The sequence below is a fragment of the Pediococcus damnosus genome (assembly GCF_001611155.1).
Classification (GTDB): Bacteria; Bacillota; Bacilli; order Lactobacillales; family Lactobacillaceae; genus Pediococcus; species Pediococcus damnosus.
The window spans coordinates 169,062-184,776 of the sequence record NZ_CP012294.1 but is presented as its reverse complement, the minus strand read 5'-3'; the positions used below and the strand labels follow the sequence as shown (position 1 = coordinate 184,776).

At 36.9% G+C, this 15,715-nt stretch carries 16 protein-coding genes; 12 read left to right on the top strand and 4 right to left on the bottom strand.

Annotated elements, in window-relative coordinates; translation table 11 throughout:
- The first annotated feature begins 109 nt into the window (after window positions 1–109).
- Entirely contained in the window at window positions 110–538 is a 429-nt protein-coding gene (locus tag ADU73_RS00800; RefSeq protein WP_062913085.1) for a CopY/TcrY family copper transport repressor, read from the top strand.
- Window positions 535–2,553, top strand: a complete 2,019-nt coding sequence (locus ADU73_RS00795) for a heavy metal translocating P-type ATPase (RefSeq protein WP_046871790.1) — start codon at window positions 535–537, stop codon at window positions 2,551–2,553. Before ADU73_RS00800 ends, ADU73_RS00795 begins: the two co-directional genes overlap by 4 nt.
- 81 nt (window positions 2,554–2,634) lie before the next feature.
- Here ADU73_RS00795 and ADU73_RS00790 read toward each other — a convergent pair whose 3' ends face one another.
- Window positions 2,635–3,144, bottom strand: a complete 510-nt coding sequence (locus ADU73_RS00790) for a hypothetical protein (protein WP_056986581.1) — start codon at window positions 3,142–3,144, stop codon at window positions 2,635–2,637.
- Window positions 3,145–3,371: 227 nt separating this feature from the next.
- Here ADU73_RS00790 and ADU73_RS00785 point away from each other — a divergent pair, with 227 nt between their 5' ends.
- The 5 genes from ADU73_RS00785 (at window position 3,372) to pepF (ending at window position 8,748) form a co-directional block, all read left to right on the top strand.
- A complete protein-coding gene (locus tag ADU73_RS00785) occupies window positions 3,372–4,112 on the top strand; it encodes an MBL fold metallo-hydrolase (RefSeq protein ID WP_046871792.1) in 741 nt (246 codons plus the stop codon).
- 331 nt (window positions 4,113–4,443) lie between these two features.
- Entirely contained in the window at window positions 4,444–4,842 is a 399-nt protein-coding gene (gene spxA, locus ADU73_RS00780; RefSeq protein ID WP_056986056.1) for a transcriptional regulator SpxA, read from the top strand.
- 125 nt (window positions 4,843–4,967) lie between these two features.
- Window positions 4,968–5,684, top strand: a complete 717-nt coding sequence (locus tag ADU73_RS00775; protein WP_056986055.1) for an adaptor protein MecA — start codon at window positions 4,968–4,970, stop codon at window positions 5,682–5,684.
- Between the two features lie 86 nt (window positions 5,685–5,770).
- Complete coding sequence (locus ADU73_RS00770; RefSeq protein WP_080945547.1) at window positions 5,771–6,901, top strand: competence protein CoiA; 1,131 nt, start codon at window positions 5,771–5,773, stop codon at window positions 6,899–6,901.
- Between the two features lie 44 nt (window positions 6,902–6,945).
- Window positions 6,946–8,748, top strand: coding sequence for an oligoendopeptidase F (pepF, locus tag ADU73_RS00765; RefSeq protein WP_062913084.1), 1,803 nt, complete (start codon window positions 6,946–6,948; stop codon window positions 8,746–8,748).
- Window positions 8,749–8,825: 77 nt separating this feature from the next.
- On the opposite strand, the gene ADU73_RS00760 is transcribed toward pepF, so the two are convergent.
- Entirely contained in the window at window positions 8,826–9,440 is a 615-nt protein-coding gene (locus tag ADU73_RS00760) for a DsbA family protein (protein ID WP_046871796.1), read from the bottom strand.
- 274 nt (window positions 9,441–9,714) lie between these two features.
- On the opposite strand from ADU73_RS00760, the gene yjbM reads away from it, so the two are divergent.
- Genes yjbM through mgtE form a run of 4 tightly spaced genes read left to right on the top strand, consistent with a single transcriptional unit; the run spans window position 9,715 to window position 13,444 of the window.
- A complete protein-coding gene (gene yjbM, locus ADU73_RS00755) occupies window positions 9,715–10,365 on the top strand; it encodes a GTP diphosphokinase (protein ID WP_046871797.1) in 651 nt (216 codons plus the stop codon).
- A 6-nt stretch (window positions 10,366–10,371) separates the two neighbouring features.
- Complete coding sequence (locus tag ADU73_RS00750) at window positions 10,372–11,178, top strand: NAD kinase (protein ID WP_046871798.1); 807 nt, start codon at window positions 10,372–10,374, stop codon at window positions 11,176–11,178.
- Window positions 11,168–12,073: an RluA family pseudouridine synthase gene (locus ADU73_RS00745; protein WP_046871799.1), complete on the top strand. Its 906-nt coding sequence runs from the start codon at window positions 11,168–11,170 to the stop codon at window positions 12,071–12,073. The genes ADU73_RS00750 and ADU73_RS00745 overlap by 11 nt, the downstream gene beginning before the upstream one ends.
- Window positions 12,074–12,091: 18 nt before the next feature.
- Entirely contained in the window at window positions 12,092–13,444 is a 1,353-nt protein-coding gene (mgtE, locus tag ADU73_RS00740) for a magnesium transporter (RefSeq protein WP_046871800.1), read from the top strand.
- A gap of 60 nt (window positions 13,445–13,504) precedes the next feature.
- On the opposite strand, the gene ADU73_RS00735 is transcribed toward mgtE, so the two are convergent.
- Together ADU73_RS00735 and ADU73_RS00730 are read right to left on the bottom strand one after the other, a co-directional pair.
- Window positions 13,505–14,143: a copper homeostasis protein CutC gene (locus ADU73_RS00735; protein WP_046871837.1), complete on the bottom strand. Its 639-nt coding sequence runs from the start codon at window positions 14,141–14,143 to the stop codon at window positions 13,505–13,507.
- Between the two features lie 33 nt (window positions 14,144–14,176).
- Window positions 14,177–15,202, bottom strand: coding sequence for a lactonase family protein (locus ADU73_RS00730; RefSeq protein ID WP_056986052.1), 1,026 nt, complete (start codon window positions 15,200–15,202; stop codon window positions 14,177–14,179).
- A gap of 140 nt (window positions 15,203–15,342) precedes the next feature.
- Here ADU73_RS00730 and ADU73_RS00725 point away from each other — a divergent pair, with 140 nt between their 5' ends.
- Window positions 15,343–15,702 (top strand): PTS glucitol/sorbitol transporter subunit IIA, encoded by a 360-nt coding sequence (locus ADU73_RS00725; protein ID WP_046871802.1) that lies wholly within the window; start codon window positions 15,343–15,345, stop codon window positions 15,700–15,702.
- The last annotated feature ends 13 nt before the right edge of the window (window positions 15,703–15,715 follow it).

The window sequence follows — 15,715 nt, the reverse complement described above, 5'->3', positions numbered from 1 at the left end:
TTTAATCATATCACAAAAAGCTAAAACAAATGAACTTCTTCCTTGACAATTATCGTTTACAAATGTAGTCTGTTAATTGTAGATTACATTTGTAAACGGAGGACTTATAATGGCTAATGATTTACCTATCACCACTTCTGAATGGGAAGTGATGCGAATAGTATGGACACTGGAAAAGGCAACTAGTAGTGAGATTATAAATTTACTAGTAAAAAAACGAACCTGGAAAGCTTCAACAGTTAAAACCTTGATTGGTCGGTTAGTGCAAAAGGGAATGCTAACAGCGACAAAAGAAGGACACACAAATACTTACCAATGTGCGATTGCCGAGCGGACTGCTATGCAGGAAGAAGCGACAAGGCTCTTTAAAAATATGTGTGCAATGAAAAATGGGAAAGTTTTAGCGGAGCTTATCCAAGAAATTCAGTTGAGTAAAAGTGATATACAGAAACTTCAAGATGCGCTCACTGCTAAAGAACAAACAGCGCCAGATCAAGTCGCATGTAATTGTATTCCAAAGGAGGAGACAACAGAATGAATCATTCAAAAAATGACACAATGAGTATGGATCATGACATGATGAATCATGGTGGTCATATGATGCATATGGGAAATTTGAAACAAAAATTTTGGGTCTCATTAGTATTAACAATTCCAATTATTTTGATGAGTCCAATGATGGGAATGAAACTGCCTTTTCAGTTTAGTTTTACTGGTTCTAATTGGATTGTTGCAATTTTGGCTACGATTTTATTCTTCTACGGCGGAAAACCATTTTTCAGCGGTGCAAAAGGAGAAATGCAAGAACATAAACCGGCAATGATGATGTTAATTGCTTTGGGGATTTCAGTTTCATATATTTATAGTATGTATGCATTTATTGCCAACGATATTTTAAATATTCAACCACAAAAAGAAAGCTTTTTCTGGGAATTATCAACTTTAATTGTCATTATGCTTTTAGGGCACTGGGTTGAAATGAATACCATTAGTCATGCGGGGAGTGCTGTAGATGCATTGGGAAAGTTATTGCCGGATAAGGCTCATCTGGTTGAGAACGAGAAAGTGCAAGACATTAAAAGTACTGATATCCAAAATAAACAAATTTTACAAGTACGTGCTGGAGAAAAGATTCCGGCAGATGGGATTATAGTTTCGGGAAAATCAACAGTTAACGAAGCAATGGTTACAGGTGAAGCAAAGCAAGTTGAAAAAGACGTCAAAGGCCAGGTTATTGGTGGATCAATTAACGGTGACGGAACTTTTGAATTTAAAGTAACGGGGACAGGCGAAACTAGTTATCTTGCTCAGGTCCAAAAATTGGTTTCTGATGCACAACAAAATAAATCAAAAATCGAAAATACTGCAGATCGAGTTGCAGGCTGGCTATTCTATGCAGCCTTAATTATCGGTATAATTGCTTTTATCACATGGACATCACTTAGAGGACTATCAGTAGGGTTATCCATCACAGTTACCGTTCTGATCATTGCTTGTCCTCATGCGCTTGGATTAGCAGTTCCATTAGTTACAGCCCGTAGCACGGCTCTAGCGGCCAATCATGGGTTATTAATTCGTAATCGGGATGCGATGGAGTCAATTAACAAAATTAAATATGTTTTGATGGATAAAACTGGAACTTTAACGGAAGGCTTATTTAAAGTTCGTCATTACGAAAGTTACCAAAACAATTTGAGTGATGTCCAGGTCCTTAAATTGATGGCAACATTGGAGAATGGTTCAAGCCATCCCATGGCAGTTGGAATTTTAAACGAGGCTAAGCAACAAAAAATAACAGTATCTCAAGCTAAAGATATTGAACAAATTACTGGAGCAGGTTTGCAAGGAACCATTGAGGGTAAAGTCTACAAACTTGTGTCTGCAACTTATTTAAAAGAACAAAAAATAACTTACGATGCTGATTCATTTAAAAAATGGGCTAGTGAAGGAAACTCGATTGCCTATTTAGTTACAGGTGAGAAAGTTATAGGTATGGTTGCTGAGGGAGATCAAATTAAATCTAGTTCTAAAAAAGCAATTCAAATGTTTAAAGATATGAATATTGAACCGGTCATGATAACTGGTGATAACAATGAGACTGCCAAAGTTGTAGCAGATAAGCTTGGTATTACAACGTACCGCTCTCAATTACACCCAGAAGACAAACAACGAATCATTGGTGAGTATCAAAATCGAGGAGACCAAGTGATGATGGTCGGGGACGGTGTCAACGATGCTCCAAGTTTAGCCAAAGCTAACATTGGAATTGCTATTGGCTCTGGGACAGATGTTGCTATTGAGTCAGCTGATATTATCTTAGTCAAGAGTGATCCTATGGATATTGTTAGCTTCATTAAATTAGCTAAAAATACACATAGAAAGATGATGGAGAATTTATGGTGGGGAGCGGGCTATAATTTAATTGCTCTGCCACTGGCCGCCGGTGTATTAGCACCGATTGGTTTCATGTTGGATCCAATGGTAGGAGCTGTTATAATGTCACTAAGCACCATTATCGTGGCTATTAATGCAATGACATTGAAAGTTAAATAAAACAAAGAAATGCTAAGTAACTTTAGACAATTGCCTAAAATTTACTTAGCATTTTCTTTGTAAAAATTGGTTTGAAAATAACTATGATTGCAGGCTGTGCAATTGATAGGCCCTATAATTTGTATCGTGATAGTTATAAGCTCCACTGTCACTATAGATTTTGAAAGGCTGGTAACTTTCAGAACGCCGCCAGAATGAATAGTCGGAGTCTAGTTGCCAAATAGTGAGTAAAACTCGCTCATTAGGTTTTTTGTCAGGTTGTAAAAGAAAAATATCGTTCAATCCTAAGGGCAGATGACCTGCTGCAATAAAACGCATGATTTTGGCATTAAGGACCTTAATTTCTTCTTTTGAAAGGGTCATAAATGCAAATCGATAAAAACCATTCCACTTTGAGCTACCTTCATGAAATGTAACGTTATAAATTAGTGGATTAGCAAAAACAGATGATTTATCTGAAATATCCAACAATTGAAAGTCATTCTTTATAGATGAACTAGAAAGTGTGACGAATTCATGTTCTGGGTTATTTTTTTTAATTTGATTAATAATTGGCCAACTTCCAAAAGTGGATGAAATTTTATTAAGCATTTTAATCTCTCCCTCGTTTGCTACATTTATTTTGTATCTATAAAAGAATATTTTCAAGTACTCTGTTCTTCTTACTCTTTCATTATACCTTGTTCGTTAAAAATTATGAAAAGGTTTTCTTTTTTTAGGGATAATATGTTAAATTAAACGTAGGGAACGACGATTTTCTTGCGAATATATGATAGAAAGCATAATCTGGAAATAAAGGTACGAGAGGAGAAGATAAATTGAAATTAACAGTTTTAGGTTATTATGGAGGATATCCATGGAATGATGTTGGTACAAGTGCTTATCTGATTCAGTCAGGTGATTATAATTTACTCTTGGATTGTGGAAGTGAAGCATTACTTACACTAGAAGAGGTTTTAGATCCATTGCAACTGGATGCAGTCTTATTGTCTCACTATCATCATGATCATACGGCAGATGTTGGTGTGCTTCAATATTTTTGGCAATTAAGAGATGGCAATAAGAGGGAACCAGTTTTGCCAATTTATGGGCACACTCAGGATCCGTTAAATTTTGGAGCTTTGACTTGGCCGGAGTCAACAGTCGGTAAAGCATACACTGACGATCAAACATTAAACTTAGGGCCTTTGCAACTCACTTTTATGAAGACTCATCATCCAGTTCCTGCGTTTGCAGTTAGAATTGTTGAAAGAAGCTCACAAAAAGTTTTGGTATTTACATCTGATACGGCATATTTTTCCGAGCTGGCTAAATTTGCGCATAATGCTGATTTTTTGATGACGGATACGAATTTTTATGCGAATAAAACTGGGAAAAAATGGCATATGACATCAACAGAATCTGGCAAATTAGCGAACCAAGCGCATGCTAAACGGTTATTATTAACACATCTTCCCCAAACAGGTAATTTGGAGCAATTAAAGCAGGAGGCACAGGATAGTGCGGGAACAGGCGTTCAAGTGGAACGTGCACACAAACTCCGAGAATATCAAGTTTAATGCATAGAAGCTTGAATTGGTATAGCTTGAATTTTAGAATAAATATCTGATTTTATTGCTTAATCGTTATTATGTATAATTATTGTCTTTAATAAGTATTTAATTAAGAAGACTTATTGAATAAATTGACGTTATATAGCGAAATGTTATGTTTTGACGATATATTAGACACAAAATAAAATAGTGTATTATAAATATTTACAAAAAGTAAGGAAAAAATTTGCAAAAACTATGGCTTTAACAAGCGTTACGGGTTATAATAGTCATTGTAAAGAGATCGAACTTGCTTATTAAAAGCTTAATTTGGTTTGATTTGTTAAGGAGGAAAAATATGGTTACTTTATATACTTCACCGAGTTGTACATCTTGTAGAAAAGCGCGTGCATGGCTCAAAGAAAATAATATTCCTTTTAAGGAACGTAACATTTTTTCCGAACCATTAACAATGGATGAAATTAAATCCATTCTAAGAATGACAGAAAATGGAACGGAAGAAATTATTTCAAAACGTTCTAAAGTATATCAAAAACTAAACGTAAATCTTGATGAATTACCATTACAAAAACTTTTCGAATTAATTCAAAAGAATCCTGGCTTGCTTAGAAGACCGATTATTCTGGATGAAAAGCGTCTCCAGGTTGGGTACAATGAAGATGAAATTCGTCGATTCTTACCACGCGATGTTCGTGCTTATGAACTTCGGGAGGCACAACGTTTGGCTGATCTTTAGAATAAAAGGCAGGTTAATTGCAAAAAGCTAGATTTGTGGGATAATATCCATGAATCTATTTTTTTAGTTAGAATCTGTTGTGACTCACAGCAGATAAAAGTAACGAGAGGTTGGGGGTGCGACCCATGGAAATGGAACGAATAAATGATGATACAATTCGAGTTGTGATCGGTAATGATGATTTAAGTGAACGTGGCATTACTGTCCTTGATTTGTTAGGAAGTCATAAACAAATAGAAGATTTTTTCTATAGTATTTTACAAGAGGTTGATACGGATCATCAATTTCAGGAAAATGATGCCGTTACTTTCCAGGTATTACCTAACCAAAATGGATTAGAACTTTTTATTAGTAAAAATTCTGATATGAAGGGTAATTCAAAAGTGAATGCGGATAATAATACTTTTAACATGAATAATGAAGATGATGTTTCTGAATTTATCAAACACCAGTTGGTCCAGCATGATGATGATGGTAAAAAGAAGAAGCAGGAGCCAAAGAAAGATGCTAGTCCAGCTGATTTAGATCCTTATCTTAATGATCCGGACACAAATACTCAAGAGTTTGTCCTGAAATTACCAAATTTTGAGAGTATGCCGGAGATTGCTCGGGTTTTACATCTTGAAAGTGCAGCGTCTAACCTATTCAAATATCGAGACAATTACTATTTAGATTTAATCTTCTTCGTTGATGAGTCTAGTCCGGAGACAGTCAAAAATGAACTTGCAGTTGCTTATGAATATGCGGATGCATCGGATGTAACTGCTGATGTTTTGCATGAACATGGAAAAGAGATTATGAGCCAAAGCGCTCTTGAATTAACGAGACACTATTTTAAATAGAACATTTACAAAATGGTTTTGGCTTTTTAGCTAAGATCATTTTTTATTCTTTGGAAAAACAACTATCTTTCTGCGTATTTTTAATTATGGAGGGAGATGGTACGATGTTTGTTGCAAACAAAGATGATCATAGTGTTTTGGCAATAGACGCTACCCGTGAGAGCAAATATACTTGTCCTGGATGTGGTCAGTTTGTCATTTTGAGACACGGTCAAACGCGGTTATCTCATTTTGCACATCATGCGGGTGCCGATTGTGAAGTTTTTAGTGAAGGCGAAACACAAGCTCATTTGACTGGAAAAACGAGGATTTTCAATTGGTGCCGGAAAAATCATTTAGCCGTAAAACTAGAGGCGTATTTGCCAGAGTTACATCAGCGACCGGATATCTTAGTGAATTGGCATCATCATTGGACTGCAATTGAGTTTCAATGTAGTCCCATATCGTTAGAAAAGCTTTCTGAAAGGACACGTGGGTATTATGAACACGGATATAAGGTTTGGTGGATTCTGGGGCCAACTTATTTGGCTAGAAAATTAACGCTAGAAAAGCTCTCTAAATTCTCGTATTTTCAAAAATCACTTAATCTATTTATTTCTTTTTATAATCCCACAAATGATCAATTTTTAGTAAAACATCACCTTACACAAGATTTATTTGGAAAAATAAGGTGGGTAGATTATAATTTTGTCCCCGATAAAAAAGCGTTTAATGAGCTATTTCGCCAAGATAATCAATATGATGTCTTGAAAAGTTATCATGCATATCGAGAGGCTCTTGAGTTGCAAAGGCGGTTGTTGGGCAGGTATACGGATCCACGTTTGCGTAAAGTACAAAATTTTTGTTACTTACATCATTTAAATTTGGCTGGTTGCCCGTGGTTGATACATGGACGGTTGTTTGAGTTTCCGACAGGAGTGACGACACCTTTGGAAATCAAAGTTCGTTTTTTAGTTAAACTCACACAAGTTAGTTCAAAACGGTCATTTTCGTATCAAGAATTCTTTGCCTGGTTTGAATATATAAGTGGCAGTTCAATGCTAAAGTTCCCAAATGTTGCTCGTCAGAAAATTAATGTGGAAATGAATTTCCAGCAATTTTTAGCAGAGTTACTTTCAAATGAGGTTGTTCAACTTGATCATGAGTGTTACCGAATAAACAAGTTACCTTGTTGGTACAGAGATCTAACTCAAAAACTTAATTTTTTTCCGGCCTAGTTATGTTACAGTAAAACTAATTTAACAGCATGGAGGAAAAATAAATGGCAGAGATCAAGCAATTACCTAAACGTAGCGAAGTTCCAGTTGCATTGACATGGGATCTTTCAACAATTTTCAAAGATGAATCAGCGCTAAAAAAAGCGATCGCACAATTGTCTCCACAAGTCGATGCTTTACTGGAATCGTCTGGAAATTTAGCAAACAACGGAGCGACTTTGTTAACAGCAATACAAAGTGAGCTTAAAATTGAAAATCAATTGGAACGTATTTATGTTTATGCGGAGTTAAAGAATGATCAAGACACGTCAAATAATCAGAATCAGGCGCTTAAAGATCAAGTAAATGATTTAGTGGCCAAGGTATCTGCAAAGCTAGCGTGGTTAGAACCTGAAATTTTAGCGATTCCTAAGGCTACATTGGCAAATTTTCAAAATAATAATGCTGATTTTAAGCCCTATAAGCATTATTTCGACGTTCTTAATTTAAAAAGAAAGCACGTTCTTTCTACCAAAGAGGAAGCAATTTTGGCTGGTGCGAGTTCCATTTTCGAGACATCTGAGAATGTATTTGGAATTTTGGACAATTCAGATCTTAAATTTCCATTTGTGAAAAATACAGCTGGAGAAACCGTTCAGCTGTCTCAGGGAATGTATTCCACACTTTTACAATCTACTCATCAATCTGTGCGTAAACAAGCTTTCAAACAGCTCTATGCGGTGTATGAACAATTTAAAAATACTTTCGCAACGACATTAGCTGGAGAGGTTAAGGTTCATAATTTTAATGCGCAAATCAGAGGTTATGAGAGTGCACGTCAGGCGGCAATGAGCGAAAGCGCGATTCCTGAAACAGTTTATACGAATTTGGTAACTGAGGTAAATCAGCATTTAGATTTGCTGCATCGCTATGTTGGATTGAGAAAGAAAATTCTTAATTTAAAAGAATTACATATGTATGATTTATATACACCAATTACTGGAAAATCGCCCCTCAATTACACATATTTGGAAGCTCAAGAAGAAGCAAAGGCTGCCCTTCAAATCATGGGTGATGATTATGTAAGTCATGTTGATGAAGCTTTCAAGAATCGCTGGATCGACGTTGTTGAAAACCAAGGGAAACGAAGTGGGGCGTATTCTTCTGGTGTCTATGGAACAAATCCATTTATGTTGTTGAATTGGCAAGATGATTTGGACAATTTATTCACATTGGTTCATGAAATGGGGCATAGTATGCACAGCTATTACACGACGCATAATCAACCCTATCAATATGGTGATTATCCAATTTTTGTTGCTGAAATTGCATCGACAACTAATGAAAATATTTTAACTCAATATTTATTGGATAAATATGATGATCCTCAAATTAAACTGTTTGTTTTGAATCATTATTTGGATGATTTCAAGGGGACCGTTTATCGACAAACACAATTCGCTGAATTTGAACAATTTATTCATGAAGCAGACGCCCGTGGGGAAGCCTTGACTGCAGAAATGATGTCCGACTACTACGGAAAATTAAACCATCGATATTACGGTGACGATGTTGTTAATGATTCCCAAATAAAGTCAGAATGGACTAGGATTCCTCATTTTTATTACAATTTTTATGTGTATCAATACGCAACAGGTTTTGCAGCGGCTTCGGCCTTGGCTAAGGGCATTACAACTCATCAACCACATGCAAAAGATAACTATTTGACGTATTTGAAATCAGGAAGCTCAGATTTTCCCTTAGATGTGATGAAGAGGGCAGGAGTCGATATGTCACAGAAGCAATATTTAGAGGATGCTTTTGATGTATTTGAACAGCGTTTAAACGAATTTGAAAATTTATTGTAAAAAATAAAGAGTTTCTTAGCAAGAACGATAAGTATCGCGATTGTTAAGAAGCTCTTTATTTAGTATTGCGAATAAAATTATAACACATGTGGAAATGAAACTGATGGGTGTGAAAAACTAATAGCAGAAGAGAGCGGACATGCATCATCTTGGCAAATTTGCTGTAATGTTTTGTCATCAAAATCCTCTACAAGAATACCACAATCGTCACCATCATCGTTAAAGATGACTGCTGCTGGGGAAATGGCAACGTTCATTTCAGAAGCGGTTCTTTGATCAGCTTTGAATGCGTCTCTTGCTAATTTTGAACGTCGATCATTTTCAAACATTTCTAGGTCTAGTTTTGCTCTTTCGGCAATTTCAGAGCCGAGTTGTTTAGAATACGGTAAGTGATTACTGTTAATTTCTTGTTGAATTAATTTTAAGAAATTGCGGCCGTGACGTTTACATTGAAAAAGGGCCGCCTTGTAATCTAAAATCATATTGTACATATCTTCTGATAGACGATTATAAGAGTCATAAGACTTGTTTTTAGTGTTATGCAAATAGCTCTGAATGATTTGCATGTTTAGCATGGGAATGATTTGAAAACTCACTTTTTGATCCACATTCTGGACAAAATCTATCATGACTTTTTCAGATTGGATGCATTGCTCATCCCATGGTGTCACGAATAAATAGACATCAAGCATTAAACTCTCCTCCATTAAAATTGCAAAAATTAATTTTATTTTTAAGTTACCCTTAATAAGACAACAGTATAAACTTTACCAAATTTTCAAAAAATATCAAATAAATTGTTTTATTAATTTCAAGTTCAGCTGTATCTTAGCTCATTTGATTGTTTAAGGTAAAGAAAAGCGAATCAAAAATGGGATCGAATAACCAGAATAGCATTTGAGAAGATTAAACGCCGGTTTTATGCTAAAATTGACGGTAGTGTTTTAAAAAAGTGAGGCAAATTACGTGATTGACAATTGGGAACAATTTTTATTACCATACAAACAAACCGTTGATGAATTAAAAATAAAATTACGAGGGATTCGAAAACAATTTCAAAATGATGATCAACAAAGTCCAATTGAATTTGTAACAGGCCGGGTTAAGCCTGTCTCTAGTATTAAAGAAAAAATGGTTCGCCGCCAAGTTCGTGAAGATCGACTTGAGCAAGATATGCAAGATATTGCTGGTGTGCGTGTTATGTGCCAGTTTGTCGAAGATATTTATCAAGTTGTTGACCTTCTTCGAAAGCGAACCGACTTAACAATTATTGAAGAACGCGATTACATTAATAATGAAAAGCCAAGTGGCTATCGTTCTTATCACATTGTGGTGGAGTATCCAGTTCAGTTAATTTCTGGAGAAAAAAAGATCTTGGCAGAAATTCAAATTCGGACCTTGGCGATGAATTTTTGGGCTACAATTGAGCATTCTTTGAATTACAAGTACCAAGGTGAATTTCCAAAAGAATTAAGTGATCGGCTTCAAAGAGCGGCAGAAGCGGCTTTTTCACTGGATGAAGAGATGTCAGAAATTCGAGAAGAAATTCAAGAAGCCCAAAAATTATTTTCCAGAGATCGTTCGGATCATAATATTTATGGCTCACATAAGGACTGATAGTAAATGAAAGTAGCGGTTTATAGCACGCAAGCAAATAATGCCGAAAATGTTGGCAAGCAATTAGTTAGTAAATTAAAAGAAGCGCAAATTACTGTCGACAATGAGCAACCAGACATTGTGGTCACAGTTGGCGGCGATGGTACGCTCTTGTCTGCTTTTCAACATTATAGAACCCAATTGGCTCATGTGCGTTTTATTGGAGTTCATACGGGTCACCTGGGGTTTTATACTGATTGGCAGGATTATGAGCTAGATGATCTCGTTAAGGCGATCCAAGCAGACACTGGTGAATCGGTGGGATATCCAATTTTAGATATCGATGTCACGCTAGTTGGAGAAAAAAAGCCGATTCGTTATCAAGCTGTCAATGAATCTACAATTAAAAAAATTTCCTCAACGTTGGTTGCCGATGTTTATATTAAGGATCAATTATTTGAACGTTTTCGTGGGGATGGACTTTGTATCTCAACGCCAACAGGATCAACGGCTTACAATCGGTCCATTGGTGGGGCTGTTATTCATCCGCATCTTGAAGTTCTTCAAATGGCTGAAATTGCTTCTATTAACAATCGGGTATTTCGAACTTTGGGAGCATCCGTTATTATGGCCCCAGATGAGTGGGTGACCATTCGACCGGCTCATGGAGGCAATTTTAATTTTACCGCTGATCAAGTCGATGTCGTGAATTCGCCCATTGAACAAATCGAGTATCGAATTGGTAAACAAAAAATCAATTTTGCTAAATATCGTCATATTGGATTCTGGAATCGTGTTCATAATGCATTTATCGGTGACGGAAATGAAGATTAGTTGGCGAGTTGAAGTCGAAAGTCCGGAGAAGATCCGAACTTTTTTGTATCAAAAAGGGGTTTCAAGAACTTTATTGAAAGATATTAAATTTCACGGTGGTAACATTGATCTTAATCGCAATTCGGTTCGGGCATCAGAAGAGGTTGTGACTGGTGATGAATTAACGATTACGCTGCCACCTGAGATTGCGAACGATAATGTTGCTGTTTCAAATGAACCAATCGAAATTTGTTATGAAGATGAACATTTTTTAGTCGTTAATAAACCGGCATACATGGCAACCGTGCCATCACGCGTGTATTCGAATGATACCCTTGTAAATCGCGTGAAGGGGTATTATCAGCGGCAAGGCTATGAGAGTCAGGTTACGCATGTTGTAACAAGACTCGATCGCGATACTTCTGGTTTAGTTATCTTTGCCAAACATCATTTTGCTCATTCGGTGTTAGACAGAGAATTGAAAGAACATAAAATTAAAAAACTTTACACGGCAGTTGTGATGGGACATCTTCAACAAAAGCATGGCCTAATTGATTTACCAATTGTGCGTGAACCAGGATCCTTTATTCGACGCGAGGTTCCGGCTGATTCAAAGGGGCGGCGGTCAATTACAGAGTATTGGGTAATTAAGTCCTTACGTGATGCCACTTTACTACGAGTGCAATTACATACTGGCAGAACTCACCAGATTCGGGTTCATTTTTCAACCCTTGATCATCCATTAGTTGGTGATGTGTTATATGGAGGAAGTTGCAGTGGCTATATGCAACGCCAAGCTTTGCACTGTTCTTCAATTTCTTTTTTTAATCCATTTAAAGATCAACAAATTGAAGTAATGGCACCTTTGCCAAAAGATATGGCGGCATATTTGGAACAAGAATCCCGAAAGCTATGATGCTGAGGAGAGCTAGTTATGGCAGAAGAATTAGAAGAACTAAAAAAGCAGTTATCTGGAACGTTAAATAAAAAAAATCGAAAAGGTTTTCGCAAAATTTTTCTAGGCCTTCATGGGTATGAACAAAGCCAATTGTTTTCTGCGTTTGATTTTGAACAAAGGAAATTGGTTTACACGTTTATATCTCCTGAAGAGCTTGCCAATGTTTTTGATGATACTGAAGAGGATCCCGGAGAAATGGGCAAGTATCTGGATGAAATGTCTGATTCATATGTGTCGCGGTTATTAACTGAGATGTATACGGATAATGTGGTAGACATTTTCACAAATATTCGTCCAATTAAGCGCAAAAAGTATTTGGGCTTGTTGCATACTGATGAAGCTAATCAGGTTCGGAAATTGATTCATTATGAAGATGAAACGGCCGGTTCCTTAATGACTACCGAGTTTATCGCGGTTAATGAAGATCAAACCATAGGAACGGCTATGCAACACGTGAAGCGAGAGGCTCAGTATGCGGAGATTATTGCCTACATTTACGTCACAGATGACGTAAACAAATTAGTAGGCGTATTGTCTGTTCGAGATTTGATTACGCATCCGGATGATGTGAAAGTAACTGATATTATGGCTACCCGTGTGTTAGCTGTAGATGTTAATGAGGATCAAGAGGCCATTGCTGAACAGGTCCGTGATTATAATTTTGTTGCGATCCCAGTTGTGGATGAAACTGAAAAAATTGTTGGGATTATCACAGTTGATGATATTATTGATGTTATTGATGAAGAGTCTGCTGAAGATTACTCTCATTTAGCTGGTGTGGATACTGAAACCATTTCGCACAACCCCTTTCAAACTGCTTTAAAACGGTTGCCGTGGTTAATTACCTTGTTATTTCTAGGGATGCTAACTGCAACGCTGATTAACCATTTTGAGGGATTACTTTCCCAAGTAAGTGTGCTTGCCATTTTTATTTCCTTAATTACAGGAACTGCCGGGAATGCAGGGACTCAGAGCTTAGCCGTCGCGGTTCGTCGTTTGGCTACCAACAGTCATTTAAAAATTGCCCGTTTGATTTTAAACGAGGTGGCTACAGGAATTATTATTGGTATTGTAACCGGACTGTGTGTGTTTGTTATGGTTGGTGTATGGAAACAAAACTTTCTTCTTGGGGCAGTTGTTGGGACTGCGATGGCTGGCGCAATTTTTGTGGCCAACTTAGCCGGAAGTTTAATTCCAATTGGAATGGAAAAAATAGGGGTTGATCCAGCGGTAGCAAGTGGACCGTTTATTTCGACCCTCAGTGATCTAACTAGTGTTCTGATCTATTTCAATATTGCTCAATATTTTTTACAATTATTTATGAAATAAATTAAATAGCGGAATAGCTCAACCAATTGGTTGCAAGCTATTCCGCTATTTTGGTGTTTTTTAAAGTTGTCCAACAATGCGAGTACCATGAGCTTCGGAAACTCCTAACTCATCAGTAACTTCGGCTAAATTACGCGAAGTGATGCCACCACCTGGTAATATGATTAATCGTTGGTGAGCATCCTTAATTATTTGTTTGAGATCGGCATAATGAGTTGTAATTGGAGTATCTAAATCACCGCCATGTGTCAAAATACGGTCAATTCCAGCTTCAGCAAGCCAATCGATTGATTCAGACTGTTTTGCTTTTGGAATCGCGTCAAATGCCATATGGAAAGTGATTTGCATTCCGCCTGCAGCCGCAATTAACATTTCAAGAGCATCCGTATCCAAAGTACCGTTTTTGTGTAAAGCACCAAAAACAACCCCGTCTATGCCAAGTTCTTGTGCTTGAAAAACATCAGCTTCCATAATTTTTAATTCAGTATCTGTATAAACAAAGTTGCCACCGCGTGGTCGGATCATGGCCATGACGGGGATATGGTGGTCATTGGCATACTTTTGAGTTTCTGCCATAACCCCTTTGCTGACAGTTGTTCCGCCAACGGCAAGATTGTCACAGAGCTCAATTCGGTTGGCACCAGCACGAATGGCTTTCGGCACATTTGTAAAATTTTCTAAAGCTACTTCTTTAATTATCATTTGTGGCTCCTGTCCGTTATTAAATTCTAGTTATTCAAACAAAACACAAACGCCTTCAGGTAATGGAATGTCCTTTTCTAATAAAGTAAGTTTTCCGTTTTCCTTTGAACGAGAGAATAACGTTAAGTTATCTGTATTTTGATTGGCACACACAATGAAACTTTCCGTGGGGTCTAAGGCAAAATCACGAGGGAAATCTCCTTCTACAGAAATATTTTGAATTAGTTTTAAGGAACCATCGGAACTGGTTGCAAAAACAGCTAAAGAATTATATCCACGATTAGAAACGTAAAGGAATTTATCATCCTGACTCAGTTTAATCGCAGCTGCTCCGTTATGTGCATGCCAAGTTGAAGGAATTGTACTAATTGTCTGCAAATGGGTAAACTCACCATTTTGTTCATCATAATTTAAAACTTCTACTGCACTACCAAGTTCACCAGCTAAGTAAGCTGTTGAACCATTTTTTGTAAATACAATGTGACGGGGCCCGAAACCGGCCTTGGTTTTATAACGGGTCACTTCTGTGAGCTTTCCGTCATCTGAAACATCATAGGTATAAACTTCATCGGTTCCTAAATCACAAACAACCAAACGATTGTCTGGTGTCAAATCGCTAAAATGGACATGAGCACCATCTGCTTGTTCAGGTTTAGGACCTTTTCCAGAATGTGCAACAACATCTGTTTGACTAAGACGGCCATCTTCGCCAATTTTGTAAACAGTTACGGTTGCTAAATGATAATTAGAACTATAAAGAAGTTGACGTTGTTCATCAACTGCAACATAAGCAGGTGAATTACCAGGAGTTACAGCATGTTGGATAATTTTAGCAGGGGTCGTATTGAGATCAACGACTGCCACGCCACCATCAGCACCCTTTTGATCAACGGTGTAAAGAAAATTACGCTTGGATTTGGCGACATAAGTAGGATTACCAATTTTTGCCACTAATTCGGCCTTGCTCAGTGTGTTTGTTTCAGTGTCTAAGGTTAGTTTATAAACGCCTTGGCTAGTTTTTTTTGTATACGTACCAACAAAAAATGATTCTTTCAAAATAAAAACCTCCTTGTATTCTCTAATACAAAAGTATAGCACAAAATTAAGAATTGCTGGGCACGCTTCCATTTTCTTTATTTGATGAAGATGACTATGCTACAATAAAAATAAGAATTTATTTGAGAAGAGGGTATTTTATGACGATTACGTCCAAAATTATAGAAATAGGTCCTAATGCCATTGTAGAAAGTGATCCAATTGCGATTTTATTTGGCCCAGAAGCGACTAGTAACCTTAAAAGTGTGGCAGTTATTCAAGACTTTGAAGACGATCATCCTAAATTTAATTTAAAACGGGGATCGCAAATTAAGATTCATGACACAACTTACACAATTACTTTTTGTGGTGAATTAGTGAATGCAAACTTGCAAGGAGTAGGTCACGTAACGCTGTGCTTTACACCAATTCCAGAAACACCTCTGGAAAGTGCAATTTATCTTTCTCCGGAAAAGTTCCCTAAGTTTTCGGTTGATGATAAAATAACCTATATATTTTAATGATTGTGTGGTG